The 19,682-nt window shown below is 66.9% G+C and carries 17 protein-coding genes and 1 tRNA gene; 9 read left to right on the top strand and 9 right to left on the bottom strand.

The window, feature by feature from the left end; all coding sequences use genetic code 11:
* Positions 1-71: 71 nt before the first annotated feature.
* The 3 genes from proS to VHB92_RS09185 all read left to right on the top strand — a co-directional run bounded on the left by proS (position 72) and on the right by VHB92_RS09185 (position 3,196).
* Complete coding sequence (proS, locus tag VHB92_RS09175) at positions 72-1,493, top strand: proline--tRNA ligase (protein WP_325453446.1); 1,422 nt, start codon at positions 72-74, stop codon at positions 1,491-1,493.
* Between the two features lie 529 nt (positions 1,494-2,022).
* Positions 2,023-2,340 (top strand): hypothetical protein, encoded by a 318-nt coding sequence (locus VHB92_RS09180; RefSeq protein ID WP_325453447.1) that lies wholly within the window; start codon positions 2,023-2,025, stop codon positions 2,338-2,340.
* A gap of 388 nt (positions 2,341-2,728) precedes the next feature.
* Positions 2,729-3,196, top strand: a complete 468-nt coding sequence (locus tag VHB92_RS09185) for a hypothetical protein (protein WP_325453448.1) — start codon at positions 2,729-2,731, stop codon at positions 3,194-3,196.
* Between the two features lie 20 nt (positions 3,197-3,216).
* Here VHB92_RS09185 and VHB92_RS09190 read toward each other — a convergent pair whose 3' ends face one another.
* Positions 3,217-4,386 (bottom strand): acyl-CoA desaturase, encoded by a 1,170-nt coding sequence (locus VHB92_RS09190; RefSeq protein ID WP_325453449.1) that lies wholly within the window; start codon positions 4,384-4,386, stop codon positions 3,217-3,219.
* 475 nt (positions 4,387-4,861) lie between these two features.
* Between VHB92_RS09190 and VHB92_RS09195 the strand changes: the two genes are divergently transcribed.
* On the top strand, positions 4,862-5,365 hold the full coding sequence (locus VHB92_RS09195; RefSeq protein ID WP_325453450.1) for a DUF1269 domain-containing protein: 504 nt from the start codon (positions 4,862-4,864) through the stop codon (positions 5,363-5,365).
* A 35-nt stretch (positions 5,366-5,400) separates the two neighbouring features.
* Here the strand turns inward: VHB92_RS09195 and VHB92_RS09200 are convergent, their stop codons facing one another.
* The 6 genes from VHB92_RS09200 to VHB92_RS09225 form a co-directional block, all read right to left on the bottom strand.
* On the bottom strand, positions 5,401-6,372 hold the full coding sequence (locus tag VHB92_RS09200; protein WP_325453451.1) for a DMT family transporter: 972 nt from the start codon (positions 6,370-6,372) through the stop codon (positions 5,401-5,403).
* A 40-nt stretch (positions 6,373-6,412) separates the two neighbouring features.
* Positions 6,413-6,574 (bottom strand): hypothetical protein, encoded by a 162-nt coding sequence (locus VHB92_RS09205; RefSeq protein ID WP_325453452.1) that lies wholly within the window; start codon positions 6,572-6,574, stop codon positions 6,413-6,415.
* 336 nt (positions 6,575-6,910) lie between these two features.
* Positions 6,911-6,986 (bottom strand) — tRNA-Lys (locus VHB92_RS09210).
* Positions 6,987-7,118: 132 nt separating this feature from the next.
* Entirely contained in the window at positions 7,119-7,901 is a 783-nt protein-coding gene (locus tag VHB92_RS09215; RefSeq protein ID WP_325453453.1) for a class I SAM-dependent methyltransferase, read from the bottom strand.
* A gap of 56 nt (positions 7,902-7,957) precedes the next feature.
* Positions 7,958-8,686, bottom strand: coding sequence for a VIT1/CCC1 transporter family protein (locus VHB92_RS09220; protein WP_325453454.1), 729 nt, complete (start codon positions 8,684-8,686; stop codon positions 7,958-7,960).
* 82 nt (positions 8,687-8,768) lie between these two features.
* Positions 8,769-10,601, bottom strand: a complete 1,833-nt coding sequence (locus tag VHB92_RS09225; protein ID WP_414653088.1) for a glycoside hydrolase family 15 protein — start codon at positions 10,599-10,601, stop codon at positions 8,769-8,771.
* 30 nt (positions 10,602-10,631) lie between these two features.
* On the opposite strand from VHB92_RS09225, the gene VHB92_RS09230 reads away from it, so the two are divergent.
* Positions 10,632-12,008: a glucose-6-phosphate dehydrogenase gene (locus VHB92_RS09230; RefSeq protein WP_325453455.1), complete on the top strand. Its 1,377-nt coding sequence runs from the start codon at positions 10,632-10,634 to the stop codon at positions 12,006-12,008.
* Positions 12,009-12,083: 75 nt separating this feature from the next.
* Positions 12,084-13,607 carry an ATP-dependent DNA ligase gene (locus VHB92_RS09235; RefSeq protein ID WP_325453456.1) on the top strand — a complete coding sequence of 508 codons (1,524 nt, stop codon included), beginning with the start codon at positions 12,084-12,086 and terminating at the stop codon, positions 13,605-13,607.
* Between the two features lie 200 nt (positions 13,608-13,807).
* Here VHB92_RS09235 and VHB92_RS09240 read toward each other — a convergent pair whose 3' ends face one another.
* Together VHB92_RS09240 and VHB92_RS09245 are read right to left on the bottom strand one after the other, a co-directional pair.
* Positions 13,808-14,470 (bottom strand): hypothetical protein, encoded by a 663-nt coding sequence (locus tag VHB92_RS09240; RefSeq protein WP_325453457.1) that lies wholly within the window; start codon positions 14,468-14,470, stop codon positions 13,808-13,810.
* A 365-nt stretch (positions 14,471-14,835) separates the two neighbouring features.
* Positions 14,836-15,024 (bottom strand): hypothetical protein, encoded by a 189-nt coding sequence (locus tag VHB92_RS09245; RefSeq protein WP_325453458.1) that lies wholly within the window; start codon positions 15,022-15,024, stop codon positions 14,836-14,838.
* Between the two features lie 386 nt (positions 15,025-15,410).
* Between VHB92_RS09245 and VHB92_RS09250 the strand changes: the two genes are divergently transcribed.
* The 3 genes from VHB92_RS09250 to ilvD all read left to right on the top strand — a co-directional run bounded on the left by VHB92_RS09250 (position 15,411) and on the right by ilvD (position 19,638).
* The gene (locus VHB92_RS09250; RefSeq protein WP_414653096.1) at positions 15,411-16,925 is read left to right on the top strand and encodes an alpha,alpha-trehalose-phosphate synthase (UDP-forming); all 1,515 of its coding nucleotides are present in this window, start codon (positions 15,411-15,413) and stop codon (positions 16,923-16,925) included.
* Positions 16,922-17,692, top strand: coding sequence for a trehalose-phosphatase (gene otsB / locus VHB92_RS09255; protein WP_325453460.1), 771 nt, complete (start codon positions 16,922-16,924; stop codon positions 17,690-17,692). The genes VHB92_RS09250 and otsB overlap by 4 nt, the downstream gene beginning before the upstream one ends.
* Before the next feature lie 251 nt (positions 17,693-17,943).
* The gene (gene ilvD, locus VHB92_RS09260; RefSeq protein WP_325453461.1) at positions 17,944-19,638 is read left to right on the top strand and encodes a dihydroxy-acid dehydratase; all 1,695 of its coding nucleotides are present in this window, start codon (positions 17,944-17,946) and stop codon (positions 19,636-19,638) included.
* Positions 19,639-19,682 lie beyond the last annotated feature (44 nt).

A 19,682-nucleotide genomic window follows, 5' to 3' on the forward strand; every position in this document is an offset into this window, starting at 1 on the left:
AAGGGGCGTTCGGACTCGGATGGCTGAGCCGGGCCGCGTGGTGCTCGGAAGCTGTCCGTTAGCGTTGCCTGATGGCAGCGAACCGGTCGAGCGTGCTCACGTCTCAGAAGGATGATTTCCCGCGGTGGTACCAGGACGTCCTGGAGAAGGCCGAGTTGGCTGACAACGGGCCCGTCCGCGGCACGATGGTGATCCGGCCGTATGCGTACGGGTTGTGGGAGCGGATGCAGGCCGAGGTCGACGCTCGCATCAAGGCAACAGGAGCCGAGAACGTCTACCTGCCGCTGTTCATCCCGCAGTCGTATCTGGAACGGGAGGCCGAGCATGTCGAGGGCTTCAGCCCGGAACTGGCCGTCGTCACCCACGCTGGCGGCAAAGAGCTGACGGAGCCTGTCGTCGTTCGACCGACAAGCGAGACCATGTTCGGTGAGCTGATGTCCAAGTGGATCCAGTCGCATCGTGATCTCCCGATGCTGCTGAATCAGTGGGCGAACGTGGTGCGCTGGGAGATGCGTCCGCGGCTGTTCTTGCGCACGTCGGAATTCCTCTGGCAGGAAGGGCACACCGCACACACCAGCCGTGCGGACGCAGCGGCTTACGCCCTGCGCATCCATCTCGACGTTTACCGGGACTTCTTGCAGAACATCTTGGCGATCCCGGTCCTGGTCGGGGTGAAGTCGCGGCGGGAGCGCTTCGCCGGTGCGATCAACACCATGACCTGCGAAGCGATGATGGGCGACGGTAAGGCGCTGCAGATGGCCACCAGCCATGAGCTGGGCCAGAACTTCGCCACCGCATTCGACATCACCTACACCGGATCCGCCGGGCAGGTCGAGACGTGCTGGACGACGTCATGGGGAGCGAGCACCCGGATGGTGGGCGGTTTGATCATGGCGCACGGTGACGATCAGGGCATCCGGATTCCGCCGAGGGTGGCACCGGTCCAGGCCGTCGTCATCGCGGTGAAGGACGACACTCGGACGACAGCGGCGGCCGCACAGATCGTCGAATCGCTCTCGGGCGTAGGAGTCCGCACGCGTCTCGATGCCCGGACGACGCAAGGCTTCGGCCGGCGCGCCACCGAATGGGAGCTCAAGGGAGTCCCGTTGCGCATCGAGGTCGGCCCCCGAGACCTTGACGCAGAGCAAGCAACGGTCGTGCGTCGCGACGGCGGCGACAGGTCGGCGGTCTCGCTCGGCTCGATCGCGCACCGCGTACCGCTCCTGCTCGAAATGATGCATACCGAGATGATCGAGAGCGGGCACCGGCGTCTTGCTGCCAGAACGACGGACGTCGCTTCCGTTCAGGAAGCCCTGGAGGCAGCTCAGGGCGGTTTCGCCCGGATCCCATGGGAGATCCTGGGCGAGGAGGGGGAGACTACGCTCAACCGTCGAGCGGTGAGTGTGCGATGCCTCCAGACAGTCGATGGTTCGGTGCCCACAGCGTCGGCGGCAGATGATGACCTGATGGCGATTGTCGGTCGGAGCTATTAACTCTCCCACGGCCGGAAATCCGGCCCGAGCGCGCGCCCTCAGGCGATGACCTGCGCACGTCGGCCATGAGGTGGTGCACCCCCAGGGACTTGAACCCTGATCCAGCATCGCAGGTCTGTCATGTGGGACGAAAAACCACGGGAAACCGAGGACCCGGGATCACAGTAAGCGCCTCCGCTGACCGCCGAGTTGGTTCAAGTGTGGGCAAACCGAGGCCGGGGACGACCCGCCGTGGCTGTCTTGTCTCAAGACATCGGTGACAGTTCTGCACCAGGGCATCGGTGAAAGTTGGACAGTTCGTGAGCTTCGCCGCTCAGCGAGCCGTTGCTGACCACTGTGGTCTGTGGTCGCCGACTCTGGACAGGAGCCTGTCAACGCAGCTACAACTAGGCAGCCGCGCCGGCCGATCCCGATTCGGTCATCGCATCGCACGTGCCAATCGATGTCGAGCTCCGGCCGTGGCGCCCTGCCTTCCGGCAGGGATGTCAACCCGTCAGGGCGCTCGTGGCGAACCCGGTATCTTGGCTGGATGAAAGAGCTGGTGTTTGCCGGCCGTTCGCTGTTCATAGGGGATGCCGCGGCCGATGCGGTGGTGGATTACACGGCGGTACTGGCCCGGACGGCCAGCGCCGACACCGTAGAGCTTAGAGCGGTTACCGAGGCCGGCAATCGGGTAGAGGCGTATCTCGTGCTGGACTCCGCGGCTCCCGTCATGGCGCAGACCGCGGATCACGACGAGCCGGAGCCGGACAACGCGCAGGTCGTCAGCTACATGCGTGCGGCGATCCACCGGCTCAACCCGGACGCCGTGGACTACGTTCTCGGCGCGCTCGACCCGCTCGAATAGTGCTCGACGCGCTGGAATGGATGGCTTCCGAGCGGGCGTTGGAACACTGAAATCGACACTCGAAAAGTGTCGCCCAGTCGCTGTGAGACTTTGTACCTGAGACAGGCACCTCCACCGGGGCCTGCCGTATGCCTTCACGCGTCCTTTACAGCGAACGGCGATGTGGGTGACCGCGGCGAAAGCGGTTGCCGCGAGGATGCCACCATCAGCTCTTCGGTCCCGATGGTCCGTGCGCTGACAGCGACTGCTGCGGCCAGCGCAACGACCGCCCCCACCTTGTCGGCAATCATCCAGTTGAGGCCATCGCTGCCCCGTGCGGGCTGGATGTTTGGACGTTCGAACACTGCGGTCGCATGGTTTGCACAGCCGGCCGGCGTAACGTCCGACCATGAATACGACTACAACAGCGGATGATGGGGATGTCGGCGTTCTTGGTCTGCGAACGGTGCTCGTGGGTTCGTTACCTCCGGCGCTTCTGACCGCAGCGGCGCCGGATCGGTACACAGTGGAAGCAGTCTTCACGCGTCGGCCTCAGCAGGACGAAGTGGCCGAGATCCTTGGCAACGACACCCGGTCCTTTCTGAGCGAGCATGGTCATCCAACCGTCGAATTGACCGTCTCCGATCGGCGACTGGGCATTGCGAACACGAACCTGCAGGAACTGCGCGACGGGCTCGCCAGCCTCATCGCCGTACGTCTGGCCGACATCAGTGCGCAGGTCAAAACGAAGCATGTGATCGCCGCCGCCCAGTCCAAAATCGCATCCGAACTTGAGTTGGACCGTGCGGCAGAAGTCGTCAGGCTCGCCGAGTCGGTGGATTTCTCGGTGCCTTCCTCACCTGCATCCACGGACTGAACGGGCGCATCCGGCACGGGTCACCGCTGTGTTGGTTTTGCGACCTCGATAGTCCCCTGCTGTCGTGCGGTGAGCAGCGGGCACTCGAAAGGGTAGCGCTCGCCGAGCCCGACCCGGTCGATGTAATGCAGCACGATTCCGTACGACTCGAAAAGCCCCGTTTGCGTATAGGGGACATCGTGCGCGGAGCAGTAAGCCCGAATGATGGGCGCGGCGCGGCGGAGGTGCGGCCGCGCCATGGAGGGGAACAGGTGGTGCTCGATCTGGTAGTTCAGACCGCCCATGGCGGTATCCAGGAGCGGGTTCCCCCTGATGTTGCGACTCATCATCACCTGGCGACGCAGGAAGTCCAGGCGCAGATGTGGCGGCACTAAAGGCATGCCCTTGTGGTTGGGCGCGAAGGACATGCCCATGTAGAACCCGAAGAGGCCGAGCTGTACGCCGAGGAAGGCGCACGCTATGCCCGGGGAGAGCACTAAGAACACCAGGGTCAGATAGCCGCCGATCCTGACGAGGATGAAGGTGATTTCCGCCCAGCGGTGGTCGATGTGGCCGCGGCTGAACATGTGCCTGACGCTGGAGGCATGCAGCGAAAGCCCTTCCAAAGTGAGGATCGGGAAGAAGAACACGCCCTGATTCGCGATGACCCAGCGGGCGAGGACGTTGCGGGCGAAAAGGCTGCGTCGCCGAGCGGCCTGCTCAGGCGTGAAAGAGATGACCGGAAGGTCAACGTCGGGATCTGAGCCGATCTTGTTCGGGTTCGCGTGATGCCGGGTGTGCTTATGCTGCCACCAGCTATAGCTCATCCCGATAAACAGGCCACCGAGAATGAGGCTAATCCAGTCATTCCACTTCCCAGATCGGAACATCTGCCGGTGCGCGGCATCGTGTCCCAGAAAGCCGATCTGAGTGAACACGATGCCGAAAGCGGCAGCGATGACCAACTGCCACCACGAGTCGCCCACGATCAGGAAAGCGGCGACACCACACGCGCAGACTACAGGGACGGCACAGAGTTTCGCCCAGTAGTAGCCATAACGTCGACGCATCAACCCGGCCTCGCGCACCTGACGGGCCAGCTCGGTGTACTCGCTCGCACTGCCAGCCGAAATTGCGGTGCTTCGTGATGATGTGCTTCGTATCCGGCCGCGGTTGCTGATGACCGGTTGTCCGGAATCGGTGACGTCCACAGGGACCGCCCCCTCAATTCACTTAGTGGTCGGCGCCGGAGACGCCCAACTCTCAAGCTACGCTGCGCGCCCGGATACCGGTTCTGAACTCACACTCTTCGCAGACTGCGTAGCCTGACGACTATGGCGGGCGACGATGCGGAGCGGCGATCGTGCCGCAGGCTGCCGTTGTGTTCAATCCAGTCAAGTTGTCCTCCACCAACTTGGATGCGCTGAAGGACGCTGTCAGCCGTCACGAGGTGAAACTCGGGTGGGGTACGACCACCTGGCACGAGACCTTCAGCCGATGAGGGCGGGCGAGTGTCGCGTGAAGCGAGTGCGTGTCATCCGAGTCCCGGAACCACCCTCCTGACCGGAGAGCGCAGACAAGCGCGTCGATGCTCAGGAACCCCTTGAACGCATGCAGTGCAAGGGGAAAGCTCGAAGTGACGGCCGAGGGCGGGTCGCAATAGTCCACGCCGGGAAGGGGAAGCGGATGACCGTATCGGTTCTGATCAGCGGCACGTTCGATGATGAAGAGACGGCACGTCGGGCGTTCGACGGTTTTCAGAGGTTGCACGGCGCCGCCCTGCTCAACCTCACCGGGCTCGCGTTGATCTTCGTCTCACGGGATGGGCATCTGGAGGTGGTAACGGCGCCGCACGATCCGGTCGCTCCGGAACGCGAAAGGGATGTTGTTTCCTTCGGGCAGATCCTCGGCGCTCTGCTCGCGGCTCCGCTGCTGGGCGGGACGGTGGGCGGCACGGCCGAAGCAGTGGCCGGCAAGGTCACCAGGAGCGACCTTTCCGCAAAAGGGCTGCGCAAGCATGCCGGAAAGATTCTGGCGCCCGGCAAATGGGCTGTCGTCGCGTACGCTTCGCAGGTGGCCGAGCAGGCGATCCGCACTGACCTCGAGAAGGACGCACCGAATCTCGCATTCTGGGAGGTCGAGGACGCAACCGCGGACACGATGTCATCAGACGCCGGCGTCCGGCCCTGAGTAACAGCACACAGGTGAGGATTGCTGGTAGGGCTTCAGACGAGTCCGCCGCTTGAACCGGCTCGTGGCATAGATGCCGCTTGCGGTTGGTGCCGGGAGAGCTGGATGACACCGTAGACGGCGAGGGCGCCGGCAATGAAGAAGACGATGTCGGCCCAGAGGGGTGCTCCCGCCGCTTCGCCGAGGACGATGATCCCGATGCTGACCCCGACGAGAGGATCGATGACGGTCAGGCCCGCTACGACCAGTTCCGGCGAGCCGGACGCGTACGCGATTTGTACGAAGTAGGAGCCGAGTACGGCCGCGGCGATGAACCCGGCGAGGCAGACGATGGTCAGCCAATCGGCTGGGCTGAGACGGAGCCCGTTGTCGATGATCGTCTGCACGCGGGTGATGAGCACCTTGGCGAGCGTCGCGACAAAGCCGAAGAGCACGCCCGCACCAGCGATATAGAACAGGCGGGTGAATCTGGCGCGGAAGAGCACAAAGCCGAGACCGAACAGCAGCAGGACTGCGGCCAGGATGATCGCCACGATCAGCAGCTGAGCAGCCGCGATCGGGATGGTCGTGGTGGTCAGCGCGGCGACCGCCACGAAGAGGCCCACGCCGCCTATGCAGTAGAGGATCGCGCGGATCGCTGGCAGCTTGAGGCGGATTCTGGTCAGTCTCGCGGTGATCAGGGCCGTGACAACCAGAGCGATCGCGCCCAGTGGTTGCACTACGGTCAGCGGCGCAAGGTACAGGCTGAAGAGCTGAAAGACGGTGGACAGCCCGAGCATGAGTGTGCCGATCAGCCAGGACGGCCGCCGGGCGAGCGCTGTCAACTGCCCCCAGCCCAGACCGGAACTGCGCGGGTCGGATCGCCCGTGGCTGGCCGCCGCCTCCCCTGCCTTAGTGACACCGTGCTGCTGGAGCTCGGCCCCGACGGCGAGGAATACCGAACCCACCAGCGCGACGGGGATGCCCGGAGATTGTGCCGGGGTCAGCGACACCACAACGATGCTCACCGGACCCGCTTCCCCGTCGATTCAGTGCTGCTGAACGCGTTCAGCGCCTCTTCGAGGCAGCCCGCCGGATGAACCCGATGATTGCCGTCGCGATGAAAAGCACGATGCCGATGATCGCCAGCCAGAGCAGACCCTTGAACGCGAATCCCACCACGGCGATGATCAACCAGATCACCAGCAACACGACCAGCAGTATCAACATGGGCACAACACTAAGCGAACAAAACCACGGCCACGAGGGCTGGACGCGCGCAAGGAGCCGTGCATACTCAACGAACCTCCGCTTCGAAAAAGCCACCCCAAACTGGTGTACAACCAAGCGACACGACACGCTCACTCTGCGTGTCCGCGGGGTCTGCTCAAACGAGGAATCCTGTAGTCGGCGCCCCGGATCCTGCCCAGGAGGGCACTGCCATTGAATCCGCCTAGGTCAACGGCAACGTGCTCCCACTCGCCCGTCGCCTTGGGGAGTGGTCGGCGAAGCGTTCCTCGAGACTGAGCCAACGGTAGAGGGGCGAAGACGACGGTGACACCACCATGGTGCACCCCCAGGGACTTGAACCCTGAACCCACTGATTAAGAGTCAGTTGCTCTGCCGATTGAGCTAGAGGTGCATGGTGCAGCTTCCACGAGATCAGCCGAACCGAAGCACAACGATAGCATCCGGCGAGGGTCGGGTGCCAATCGAAGCGGACCTGACGGCGGCCGCGATGCGAGAGGGTCAGGCGACGATCACGCCGGCGCGCTCATGTCGCCGACGCGTCCCCTGCCGGCTTGCTCGCGACCAGAGCCGGCCTGCTCGCGACCAGAAGCCTGGTCGGAAACCACGGGCCCGTCCACCACATGCGCCAGCCGAGCGGGCGCGCCTGCTCGACGTCCATTCCCGCCTCGCGCACGACGGCGAGGTACTCCGGCACCCGTTCGATGTCGACGATCACCAGTCGCCCATCCGGGCGCAGCACGCGCAGCGCTTCGAGCACTGCGCGTCGGCGCCCATCCTTCGTGCGTATGTTGTGGATGGCGAGGCTCGCCGTCACGAGGTCGAACGACTCGTCAGCGTAGGGGAGCGCTGTCATATCGCCGGTGTCGAGCGTGATGCGGGCATCCACACCGTTCGCGACGGCGTTGCGCCGCGTCGCCTCCTCCGAGTTGCCGGACTGGTCGACGCTGCGCCACAGGTCGATACCGGTCACGTGGCCGTTGGGCAGCTGCTTGGCCAGCATCACGGCGACAGAGCCGTGTCCGCAGCCGAGGTCCAACGCCTGCTCACTGCCGTTCAGCGCGAGCCCGTCGATGACCTTCTGCCAGATCTCGAACTTTCCCAGGAACGTCGCGCGCAGATAGAGGACCGTGCCGATGGCCGAGACCACGGCCAGCACGCCAAGATAGATGGAGAGCCCGATCGACCACCCGGCGCCGATCGGTGCGAACACGATCGCGAGCACGCCGCACACGACGGCCAGGGCGCCCCACGTCCACGGCACGCCCGGGGCATCGACACCGTACGCACCGCTCGGACGTGCAGACATGTGCTCTCCCTCGGTCGGCTCGAGAGCGATTCTGGCACGGCGAGGCGCTGGCACGGTCAGCTCGCCTGCACGCCCAGAAGATGACCGATGAGGTAGGTCGCGGCGACCGCTATCGCGCCGAACACGAGCTGCCGGACGGCTCCGCGCCACCACGCCTTGCCCGTGAAGTAGGCGGCGAACGCGCCGGCGACCAACAGGCCGATGCCTCCAATGGAGAGACCGAGCCACAGCTCGGCTGAGCCTAAGAGGAACGACAGCAGCGGAATCACCGCACCGACCGAGAACATCACGAATGACGAGACGGCGGCGATCCACGGTGAGGGCTTTGCATCCGGGTCGACGCCGAGCTCCTGCGTGACGTGCACGCGAAGAGCACGATCCGGGTTGTCGTGTACTTCGGCTGCGGCCTTGCTCGCCGTCTCGACGGACATCCCCATCTCCTGGAACATGCCGGAGAGCTCGTACATCTCGCCTTCGGGATTGCGGTCCAGCGCCTTGCGCTCGATCGCTGCTTCCTTCTCCACCTGCTCGTTCTGCGTGGTCACCGACGTGTACTCGCCGAGCGCCATCGAGAACGCGCCGGCGACGAGGCCCGCCATGCCGGTCAGGATGATCGTGCCGCGCGACGCCTCAGCAGCGCCGATTCCGGCGATCAGGGCGATGTTGGTGACAAGACCGTCCATGGCGCCGAAGACCGCGGCTCGCAGCCATCCGCCGGAGACGTCCGAGTGGCGATGGTCGTAGTCGTGGGGGTTGGCGAAGGCAGGGACGAGCGGATCAGGCACCGAAACAGCCTAGGCCGTCGGGCGAGCGCACGGGCGGGCGAGCACACGGGCAGGCGAGGGACGCGCGCGCCGGTGGCACTGGCTAGTCCTCGACCGCGTCGAGCCGCCGCGAGGGGCTGCCTCCTCCGACCATCGCCTGGCCGTGGCCCTCCGCCCTGGCGATCGCATCCGCCGCCCGGACCAGCGCCAGATGCGACAGCGCCTGCGGCGTGTTGCCGGCCTGCCGCCCGGACGCCGTCGAGTACTCCTCGCTCAAGAGCCCGACGTCGTTCGCCACGCCGCACACCCGTTGCATCAGTTCGTGCGCCCGATCGATGCGACCGGAGCGCGCGTACTGCTCGACCAGCCAGAACGAGCACGCCACGAACGGGTATTCGCCCTGCGGAAGGCCGTCCAGTTCCGGTGTCGACCGGTAGCGCAGCAGGAATCCACTGTGCATCAGGTCGTTCTCGATGGCCTCGACGGTGCCGAGCATCCGCGGGTCGTCGGGCGCGATGAAGCCGACCTGCGAGAGCTGCAGAAGCGAGGCATCCACTTCGGCCGTGTCGAAGTGCTGTGTGAACGTGTTGCGCCGCCGGTCGTAGCCCTTGCGCTCGATCTCGTTCCGCAGCCGCGCCCGGCATTCGCGCCACTTCTGCACGGGCCCCTCGAGACCGAACTCCTCCGCGCCGCGGATGGCCCTGTCGTACGCGGCCCAGACCATCACCCGCGAATGCGTGAAGTTGCGGGCGGGGCCCCGGATCTCCCAAATCCCCTGGTCGGGCTTGTGCGCCACCTCGTCAAGTCGTCCGATCAAGGCGCGCTGCAGCGACCACGAGAAGTCGGTCTCCTGGATGCCTGCAAGCCGGGCATCGTGCAGGGCGATCATCACCTCGCCGATCACGTCGGCCTGGAACTGCTTCGCCGCCGCGTTGCCGATCCGCACGGGGGAGGCGCCGTGGTATCCGGGCAGCGACGTGATCTCGTATTCGGGCAGGAAGCGCTCACCACCCAGGCCGTACATGATCTGCACGTCACCCGGGTCGCCGGCGAGCGAGCGCAGCAGCCACCACCGCCAGTGATCCACCTCGTCCTTGTAGCCGTGCGCGAGCAGTGCGCTCAGCGTCTGCGACGCATCCCGCAGCCACACGTAGCGGTAGTCCCAGTTGCGGGTGCCGCCGAACTCCTCGGGAAGCGACGTGGTCGCTGCCGCCGCGACGCCACCTGTGTCGGCGTGTGTCAGCGCCCGCAGCACGAGCAGCGAGCGCAGCACCTCGTCGGCGTAGGCGCCGCGGTGCGTGAACGTGGCGGCCCAGGCATCCCACCACTTCGCCGTCTCGAGAATGCCTTTGTCGACATCGATCGCGGGCGGCTGCGGCTTGTGGGATGCGTACCAGACGAGGCTGTGGTCGAAGACCTCGCCTTCGTGCACCGTGAACGTGCCCTCGTGCGAATGGTCGGCGGCGTCGAGCTTGACGCCTCGGATGACGAGGGCGTCGGGCCCGGCGACCGCGAGCAGCGTGTTCGACTCGTCGTGCGACTGCCGCACCCACGGCACGGTCGACGCGTATCCGAATCGCATGCGAAGGTCGACGCACATCTCGACTTCGCCCGACACGCCGCGCACACGCCGAACCAGGTTCGCGCTGTGCTCGGTTCTGGGCATGGCGTCCACCACCTCGACCACGCCGGTCGACGTGGTCCAGGTGGTCACGAGCACGAACGACTCCCCGCGATAGTGGCGCTCGCTGACCGCGTTCGGGTCGGTGGGAGCCAGCAGCCACCTGCCGTGGTCCCGCGTTCCGAGCAGCGCTCCGAAGATGGATGCCGAGTCGTAGCGAGGCAGACACAGCCAGTCGATGCTCCCGTCCTTGCCGACCAAGGCGCCGGTGTAGCAGTCGCTGATGAGTGCATAGTCTTCGATCGCCAACGCCATTTCGCCATCCTCCCAGGTAGCGTGAGGTTCATGGTTGAGGCGGTGCGGACTCTTATCATCCTCGGGGCGGACGGGGATCTCACATCGAGACTCCTGCTTCCGGCGCTCGGTCAGCTGCTCACGCGAGACGACAAGCGCACGGTCACGCTGCTCGGTGCTGGCATGCACGACTGGGATCGCAAGCACTGGCGCGGCGTGGTCGAGGAGTCGTTCGGGACCGTGGATGCGAAGGGCCCTGCGGTCGACGCGTTGCTGAAGGGCACCGACTTCATCCCGGGAGACGTGACGGATTCCGAACACCTCAAGGAGCTGCTCGCGCGCGCCGACGGAACGCCCGCCCTGTACTTCGCGCTGCCTCCCGCGATCACGAAGGAGGTCTGCGCGACTCTGGCCGGCATCGACCTGCCCGAGGGCCTGCGGCTCGCGCTGGAGAAGCCGTTCGGCACCGACAAGCGCAGCGCGGCAGCGCTGAACCGCAGGCTCACGCAGCTGGTTCCGGAAGACCAGGTGCACCGCATCGACCACTTCCTGGGCAACTCGACCGTGCAGAACCTGTTCGGGCTTCGTTTCGCCAACCGCATCTTCGAGCCACTGTGGAACAGCGACCAGATCGCGCGGGTGGACATCGTCTTCGACGAGACCCTCGGCTTGGAGGGCAGGGCCGGCTACTACGACCACTCGGGCGCGTTGGTCGACATGCTCCAGAGCCACCTGCTTCAGGTGCTCGCCGTGACGGCCATGGAACCGCCGTCCACGATGAGTGCCGAAGACATCCGGGATGCGAAGGGCATCGTGCTTCGCGCGACGCACGTCTGGGAAGACGACCCGGTGGCGAACAGCCATCGCGGCCGGTACACGAAGGGCCGCGTCGACGGACGCGAGCTCCCGTCCTATGTGGACGAGAAGGGCGTCGATCCCGCGCTCGGAACCGAGACGCTGGCGCAGGCGACGTTCGGCATCGACACGTGGCGCTGGGCGGGCGTGCCGTTCACGCTGCGCTCAGGCAAGGCGATCGGGCGCCAGCGGCACGAGATCGTGATCACCTTCCGCGACGCGCAACGAGTGCCCAAGGGGCTGCGCGGGGCGGCGCATCCGACCAGGCTGCGCATCCGCCTCGGGCCGGACGAGATGATCCTCGAGCTCAACACGAACGGCCCGGGCGACCCGCGCTACCTGAGCAGGGCGACGCTGGAGGCCGAGTTCGGTCCTGGCAGCCTGCTCGCCTACGGCGAGGTGCTCGCCGATCTCTTCGACGGCGATCCGTCGCTGTCGGTGCGCGGCGACACCGCGGAGGAATGCTGGCGCATCGTCGCGCCGGTGCTGAAGGCGTGGGCCGACGGCGAGGTGCCTCTGGACGACTACGAGGCGGGGTCGGAGGGGCCGGCCGACTGGCCCGTCATCCCGTGACAGGGCCGACGTGAGCTCGTCGTATGGTCGGGCGCGTGAGGCAGGGATGTCGGCGGTCGCTGGGATGCTTGACCCATGCTGCTGAGCGAGCTGGCCGCCACCGACGGGGTCGTGTCGGCCACCAGGTCGCGCCTGGCCAAGGTCGATGCGATCTCGCAGCTGCTCGGCCGATTGGACCGCGACGAGGTGGCGCCGGCGCTCGGACTGCTGATGGGCGCACCTGTTCAGGGCAGACTCGGCGTCGGCTGGCGATCCCTGACCGGCGTGACCGTTCCGGCGGCGGAGACGCCGACCCTCACGGTCACCCGGGTCGACGAACTGCTGAGCCGGCTCGCCGCGACGGAGGGCACCGGATCGGCGGCGGCCCGCACAGCCGTGCTCGTCGAGCTCCTGTCGGCGGCGACGGCGTCCGAGCAGGCGTTCCTGGTTCGTGTACTGCTCGGCGAGATGCGCACGGGTGCGCTCGAAGGCGTGCTCGTCGATGCGATCGCCCGCGCCGCCGAGGTGTCGGGCGAAGGGGTGCGGCGAGCTGTCATGCTCTCGGGCAGCCTGGGCGAGACCGCGGCGCTCGCGCTGTTCGACGGTGCTGACGCGCTCGCTCGGGTCTCCCTCACGGTCGGCCGACCGGTGCGGCCCATGCTCGCGTCGTCGGAGCCCACGGTCGGCCAGGCGCTCGGCGTTACAGGTGAGGCGTCCGTGGAGTACAAACTGGACGGCGCGCGCATCCAGGTGCATCGCCGCGGCGACGACGTGAGGATCTTCACGCGCAGCCTGGCGGAGGTGACGCATCGGCTGCCCGAGGTCGTGGAGGCGGTCAGACGGCTCCCGTTGCGTGACGCCATCTTCGACGGCGAGACGCTGACACTCGACGAAGAGGGGGCGCCGCGCCCGTTCCAGCAGACCATGTCGCGGTTCGGGGCCGATGCGTCGAGAGAGGCTCTGCTGAGTCCGTGGTTCTTCGACGTTCTGCATCTCGACGGCCGCGACCTCATCGACGAGCCTCTTTCGACGCGGCGTGAGATTCTGCGCCGCGTGGCTTCCGAGTACGTGATACCCGGCGTCGTCACCGACGACCGCGAGGTCGCGGAGGCGCTCTCGGTGGAAGCGCTCGCCAAGGGCCACGAGGGCGTCGTGGTGAAGGCGATCGGATCCCCGTACACCGCGGGGCGTCGTGGGTCGAGCTGGGTCAAGGTGAAGCCGGTTCACACGTACGACCTCGTGGTGCTCGCTTGCGAGTGGGGGTCGGGACGCAGGCGCGGATGGCTGTCCAACCTGCACCTCGGCGCCTACGACCCCGAAGGCGAGTTCGGCGAGCCCGGCGGGTTCGTCATGGTCGGCAAGACGTTCAAAGGCCTCACCGACGAACTGTTGCGCTGGCAGACCGAACGCTTCCAGCAGATCGAGGTGCGCCACACGGCGGGAACCGTGTGGGTGGAACCGATCACCGTGGTGGAGATCGCCATCGATGGGGTTCAGGCCTCCCCGCGATACCCGGGCGGCATCGCCCTGCGGTTCGCGCGCGTCAAGCGCTATCGGGACGACAAGCTGCCCGCCGAGGCGGACACCATTCAGACGCTACGCGCGTTGCTGCGTTCCTGACGGAGTGACGGCCCGGACCGGAGTCGGAATCTGCTCCGTATGGAACAGGGGCTGAGCACTTCGCGCCGCTCGCTCGAACGCGGCGTGAGACATGATCGAGGTCGGGCAGGGGAGCGGAGAGACGGACCGCTCAGCGCTTGGGCATGACTCTGCGAGCGTTACGGGGCGAGCATGAACGGCCGGGAGTCAGCGGGCCAGCGTCAGCGACTGGGCGTCACCAGGTCGGACGACGACAGCTGCATGGCGATCGGTCCCGTGACCGGCCGCTTGAGATCCGTCCAGACCGTGATCGGGGCCGGCTCCCACTGCAGTGCGATGGCATCCTCGTCGAGCTCCGCCTCTTCGTCGGCCTCTGGCTCGTCGTGGCGATGAGCGGGGCCGTCGTCGTTGCGCAAGAGAAAGGTGTCGCCGGACTCATCGGACCCTGCCGTCTCCGAGCGGTCGTCGAGGCCTGCAGGGGCGAAAACGCCGGTGGCGTCATCCGAGGCCGTCGCGTCTGTCGGGGAAGCGGTGGCGTCGGACGCGGCACCCGTTCCGGTTGTCGAACGCAGCACCATCGCGCCTTCGCGCGTTGCCACCGTCAGCGGCTCTCCGGCCTCCAGCTGCAGCTGCGCGCTGTGCAGGGCGGCCGTCACATCCAGCGCGACCTGGTGGGCGAGCACGGTGCGGAAGAGGTCGTCAGTGTCCTCGGGCGTGCGCCGTCGCACGACCCATTCGCCGCCCTCTCCGATCGCCGCGGCGATGCGAGTGTGCACCAGCTCGAAGATCTGCTCTTCGGCAAGGCGAGGGCGAACCGTCACGGTCTCCGCGACCGTGACGATGGGGGCCGCTGCTGGTGCAGCATGCCTCCGGCGACCGAACATGACGCGCTTCTCCCTGTGACGTGGAGCGAACCTGTGACGTGCGGCGAACCGCGCTCACAGTCTGACGGATGCCCGCCCCAGGCCCCCCAGGACACGCCGCCTCACGGGAGGGCCGAAGTCTGCGCGCGCATCCGGTGGACTCACCCGCCCGCGACCCCCGCAGCCCACGAAAACAGGCAGGAAAGCGCCTGCCTCCCGAAAACCGGCAGATCTGGCCTGTTTTCACGCGAAGTGCCTGTTTTCAAGCGTGCCGCGGCGGCGCGAGTGCCTGTTTTCGAGCGCGCCGCGGCGGCGCGAGTGCCTGTTTTCAGCGCGGGCGGGTCGCGAGGTGCCTGTTCCTACAGGCGGACCGCGGCCGGGCCGGCTCAGCGCTTGGTCTCGACCTGCTTGGAGTGGTCGTGCACGGTCGTGATGACGACGGCGAGCGACAGCATCCAGCTGGCCCACGCGAGCAGGAGACGCCAGTCGCGCGGGCCGGTGCGCGTGGTCTGGATGACCGAGACGACTCCGAGCGCCGTGCTCACGACGCCCCAGTTCAACAGGTACTTGCGCATCGCATCCCCTTCGCTCGCTGCCCGTGCCGTCGGTGCACGCGCGGTGCCATCCCGCAGACCGTCGATCGCGGGGCATCCCGCTGTCTGCACGGATGGCGTGTTCTCACGGTACACAGCGACCGGCGCGCAGGGAGGGGGTTGCGGCTTTCGCGGCGATGCGGGATGGGAAGAACGACCCGGATGTCAACCGTCCGCCCGCCTTCGATGCCCGGCATGGCCTGCTGGTAACGTTCTTCACGCCGACCAGGCGTTCAGGCGAGGAGGCACTCATTCTTCCGAAGTCCGCTCACGACGAGTCCGAATCCGGCGGCGGGGGGAAGAAGGCGCCCGCAGCCGGTCGCGATGGACGATCCACGACCAAGCACCGCACCTACGATCTGGTGATCGTGTCGAACCGGCTCCCCGTCGACCACGTGTCAGGCGACGGCGACGATGCCGTGTGGCGTCCGTCGCCCGGTGGCCTGGTCGCCGCGCTCGAGCCGATCATGAAGCGCGAAGACGGCGTCTGGATCGGATGGGTGGGCATCCCGGATGCCGAGTTCGAGCCCTTCGAGGCGGACGGCATCGACATCAGGCCGGTGTCGCTGAGCGCGCAGGACGTCGAGTACTACTACGAGGGCTTCTCCAACGACACCCTGTGGCCGCTCTACCACGACGTCATCGCGCCGCCGAGCTTCCACCGCGAGTGGTGGGACGCGTACGTGCAGGTGAACCGCCGGTTCGCGGATGCCGCACTCGAGGCGGCAGCGCCCGGAGCCGTGGTCTGGGTGCACGACTACCAGCTGCAGCTGGTGCCGAAGATGCTGCGCGACGCCAGGCCCGACCTCGTGATCGGGTTCTTCGACCACATCCCGTTCCCGGCATACGGCATCTACTCGCAGCTGCCGTGGCGTAAGCAGGTGGTCGAGGGACTGCTCGGCGCCGACGTCATCGGCTTCCAGAGACTCGCGGATGCCGGCAACTTCGCACGCGCCGTGCGCAGGCTGCTCGGCCACGAGACCAGGGGATCGGTGATCGAGGTGCCGCTCGGCGAGGACGAGGGCGTCGGGCACCGGCACGTGAAGACGAACAGGCGAGGAACGCGCGTGCGCACGGTTCTCGCCAAGCAGTTCCCGATCTCCATCGACGCCGCCCGCTACGAGGAGCTCGCGTCGCAACCGGAGATCCAGGCCAGGGCGCAGCAGATCCGCGAGGAGCTGGGCAACCCGAAGACGATCATGCTCGGCGTCGACCGGCTCGACTACACCAAGGGGATCGGTCACCGCCTGAAGGCTTATGGCGAGCTGCTGCGCGATCACGCCGTCGACACCGACGACATCACGCTCGTGCAGGTCGCGAGCCCGTCCCGGGAACGCGTCGAGACGTACAAGCAACTGCGTGACGAGGTCGAACTGACGGTCAGCCGCATCAACGGCGACTACTCGACCATCAGCCACACGGCCATCAGCTATCTGCACCAGGGCTATCCGCGCGAGGAGATGGTCGCCCTCTACCTGGCGGCCGACGTCATGCTGGTCACGGCGCTGCGGGACGGCATGAACCTCGTGGCGAAGGAGTATGTCGCCAGCCGCATCGACAACGACGGCGTGCTCGTGCTGAGCGAGTTCACCGGCGCCTCGGACGAGCTGAAGCAGGCGCTGCTGGTGAATCCGCACGACATCGAGGGCCTGAAGGATGCCATGGTCCGCGCCATCGAGATGCCCAAACGCGAGCGGGCGCGCCGCATGCGAGCGCTCCGCAAGCGCGTGCTGGCCTACGACGTGCAGCGCTGGTCGGCGACGTTCTTCGACGCGCTCACCCACGTCACGGCCGAAGACGACTTCGGCGACCACGAGATCGCCCAGCGTCCCAAGATGGCGACCGACACCCACGGTCAGATCCACGAGCGTGGCGACCGATGATCGATCAGCGACTGCTGGATGCCGTCGACGCGCTCGCCGCCACCCCTCGCCTCCTCGTCGCCCTCGACTTCGACGGCACCGTCAGCCCGCTGGTCGACAACCCTGCCGACTCCCGTGTGCTCCCCGCGGCGCGCACGGCACTGACGACGCTCGAACGGACGCCGGGCACCTGGGTCGCCTTCGTCTCCGGACGCCCGCTCTCCGGCCTGGTCAGAGTGACCGAGGCCGACGATTCCGCGCTGCTCATCGCCTCGCACGGTGCCGAGGTGCGTCTCACGGGCGGCTCCGTTGATGTCGGACTCAGCGACGACGAACGTTCCCGGCTGGATGCCCTGGCCTCCGCTCTGCAGCGGATCGTCGATGCCACACCGGGATCGCACCTCGAGCACAAGCCGGTCGGACTCGGGCTGCACACGCGGGGCATCCCCGCCGAGCAAGCCCGTGCTGCCAACGACGCCGCCCGCGCAGAGGTGGCGGCGCTCGGCGGTGGATTTCTGGAGCGCGACGGCAAGGACATCCTCGAGTTCGCCGTGCGGGACGCCACGAAGGGCGACGGCGTCGAACGTCTGCGCGAGCACGTCGGTGCGACGGGCGTGCTGTATGCCGGCGACGACGTGACCGACGAGGACGGCTTCGCCGTCATGCACGAGGGCGACGTGGGCGTCAAGGTCGGGCCGGGGGAGACGAAGGCGGAGTTCCGGGTGGCGGACCCGGACGCCGTGTCCGAGCTGCTCGGCCGGCTCGCCACGGCCCGCGCTTCGCGCTGACGGAATCCGACCGGCGGGTGCCGCGCATCCAGCCGGCTCCTCGGCGTTCAGGCTTGCTCCGCCGCCCCTCTTCGGTCGCGACTTCGCGGGTCTACGGAGTCGCTCCACCTCGCATCTCCGTGTCACGTCGTCGCTCCCGTCGGGCCGCTCCGCAGTACGGATGCCGGCGGCGCGAGAGCAGGCGCGCACTGGTAGCGAGGCCACCAGGCACGCGTCAAGGCCGGCTCTAGCACAGCCCTAGACTCGACTGCATGCCTGAGATCGACATCAAGCCGCGCAGCCGCGTCGTCACCGACGGGATCGAAGCCACGACCAGCCGCGGAATGCTGCGTGCGGTCGGCATGGGCGACGAGGACTGGGACAAGCCGCAGATCGGCATCGCCAGCTCGTGGAACGAGATCACGCCGTGCAACCTCTCGCTCGACCGGCTCGCACAGGCCGCCAAGGAAGGCGTGCATGGCGGGGGCGGCTACCCGCTCCAGTTCGGCACGGTCTCGGTCTCCGACGGCATCTCGATGGGCCATGAGGGTATGCACTTCTCGCTCGTCTCGCGCGAGGTCATCTGCGACTCCGTGGAGACCGTCATGATGGCTGAGCGCCTCGACGGTTCCGTCCTGCTGGCCGGATGCGACAAGTCCATCCCCGGCATGCTCATGGCCGCCGCGCGACTCGATCTCGCCTCCGTGTTCCTGTACGCCGGCTCGATCGCCCCCGGCTGGGTCAAGCTCAGCGACGGCACCGAGAAGGACGTCACCATCATCGACTCGTTCGAGGCGGTCGGCGCGTGCAAGGCCGGAACCATGAGCATGGAGGACCTCAAGCGCATCGAGTGCGCCATCGCGCCGGGTGAGGGCGCCTGCGGCGGCATGTACACCGCCAACACGATGGCGTCCGTGGCGGAGGCGCTCGGGATGAGCTACCCCGGCTCGGCCGCGCCGCCGTCGGCCGACCGTCGTCGCGACTACTACGCGCACCGCTCGGGCGAGGCCGTCGTGAACATGCTGCGCCTCGGCCTGACCTCGCGCGACATCCTCACGAAGAAGGCGTTCGAGAACGCGATCACCGTGGCCATGGCCCTGGGCGGCTCGACCAACGTGGTGCTGCATCTGCTGGCCATCGCCCGCGAGGCCGAGGTGGAGCTGACGCTCGACGACTTCAACCGCATCGGCGACAAGGTGCCGCACATCGCCGACATGAAGCCGTTCGGCAAGTACGTGATGAACGACGTCGACCGGCACGGCGGCATCCCGGTTCTCATGAAGGCGCTGCTCGACGCCGGACTGCTGCACGGGGACTGCATCACGGTGACGGGCAAGACGATCGCCGAGAACCTCGCCGAGATCGACCCGCAGCCGCTCGACGGCGAGGTGTTGCACACGCTCGACAACCCGCTGCACCCCACGGGCGGCCTGACCATTCTGAAGGGGACGTTCGCGCCAGACGGCGCCGTCGTGAAGACGGCAGGCTTCGACGCCGCCGTGTTCGAGGGCCCCGCTCGCGTGTTCGAGCGGGAGCGCGAGGCCATGGATGCGCTGACCAACGGAGCCATCGACCATGGCGACGTCGTCGTCATCCGCTACGAGGGCCCGAAGGGCGGCCCCGGCATGCGCGAGATGCTCGCCATCACGGCGGCCATCAAAGGCGCGGGCCTCGGCAAGGATGTACTACTCTTGACAGACGGACGATTCTCAGGCGGCACAACCGGCCTGTGCATCGGCCACATAGCACCCGAAGCAGTGGACGGTGGTCCCATTGCCTTCGTGCGCGATGGTGATCTGATACGGGTCGATATCGCTGCTCGCACCCTCGACCTACTTGTCGACGAGTCCGAGCTGGCCTCCCGCCGGGAAGGCTGGGAGCCCTTGCCCCCGCGCTATACCCGTGGCGTTCTCGCGAAGTATTCCAAGCTCGTGCACTCGGCTGCCGAGGGCGCGGTCACGGGATAGCTCTCGCGTCCGTTAGGTCTTTTCGACGCATCGAAGGAACATCG

Source organism: Humibacter sp., from assembly GCF_035547335.1.
In the GTDB taxonomy this organism is placed as follows: domain Bacteria; phylum Actinomycetota; class Actinomycetes; order Actinomycetales; family Microbacteriaceae; genus Humibacter.

What these genes read in the sequence shown, in the direction of transcription:
- VHB92_RS09235 (WP_325453456.1), top strand. Translation starts at nt 12,084, where the DNA reads ATGCTGCTGAGCGAGCTGGCCGCCACCGACGGGGTCGTGTCGGCCACC.
- VHB92_RS09225 (WP_414653088.1), bottom strand. Translation starts at nt 10,601, where the DNA reads ATGGCGTTGGCGATCGAAGACTATGCACTCATCAGCGACTGCTACACC.
- proS (WP_325453446.1), top strand. Translation starts at nt 72, where the DNA reads ATGGCAGCGAACCGGTCGAGCGTGCTCACGTCTCAGAAGGATGATTTC.
- VHB92_RS09240 (WP_325453457.1), bottom strand. Translation starts at nt 14,470, where the DNA reads ATGTTCGGTCGCCGGAGGCATGCTGCACCAGCAGCGGCCCCCATCGTC.
- VHB92_RS09230 (WP_325453455.1), top strand. Translation starts at nt 10,632, where the DNA reads ATGGTTGAGGCGGTGCGGACTCTTATCATCCTCGGGGCGGACGGGGAT.
- ilvD (WP_325453461.1), top strand. Translation starts at nt 17,944, where the DNA reads ATGCCTGAGATCGACATCAAGCCGCGCAGCCGCGTCGTCACCGACGGG.
- VHB92_RS09205 (WP_325453452.1), bottom strand. Translation starts at nt 6,574, where the DNA reads ATGTTGATACTGCTGGTCGTGTTGCTGGTGATCTGGTTGATCATCGCC.
- VHB92_RS09180 (WP_325453447.1), top strand. Translation starts at nt 2,023, where the DNA reads ATGAAAGAGCTGGTGTTTGCCGGCCGTTCGCTGTTCATAGGGGATGCC.
- VHB92_RS09185 (WP_325453448.1), top strand. Translation starts at nt 2,729, where the DNA reads ATGAATACGACTACAACAGCGGATGATGGGGATGTCGGCGTTCTTGGT.
- VHB92_RS09215 (WP_325453453.1), bottom strand. Translation starts at nt 7,901, where the DNA reads ATGTCTGCACGTCCGAGCGGTGCGTACGGTGTCGATGCCCCGGGCGTG.
- VHB92_RS09245 (WP_325453458.1), bottom strand. Translation starts at nt 15,024, where the DNA reads ATGCGCAAGTACCTGTTGAACTGGGGCGTCGTGAGCACGGCGCTCGGA.
- VHB92_RS09195 (WP_325453450.1), top strand. Translation starts at nt 4,862, where the DNA reads ATGACCGTATCGGTTCTGATCAGCGGCACGTTCGATGATGAAGAGACG.
- otsB (WP_325453460.1), top strand. Translation starts at nt 16,922, where the DNA reads ATGATCGATCAGCGACTGCTGGATGCCGTCGACGCGCTCGCCGCCACC.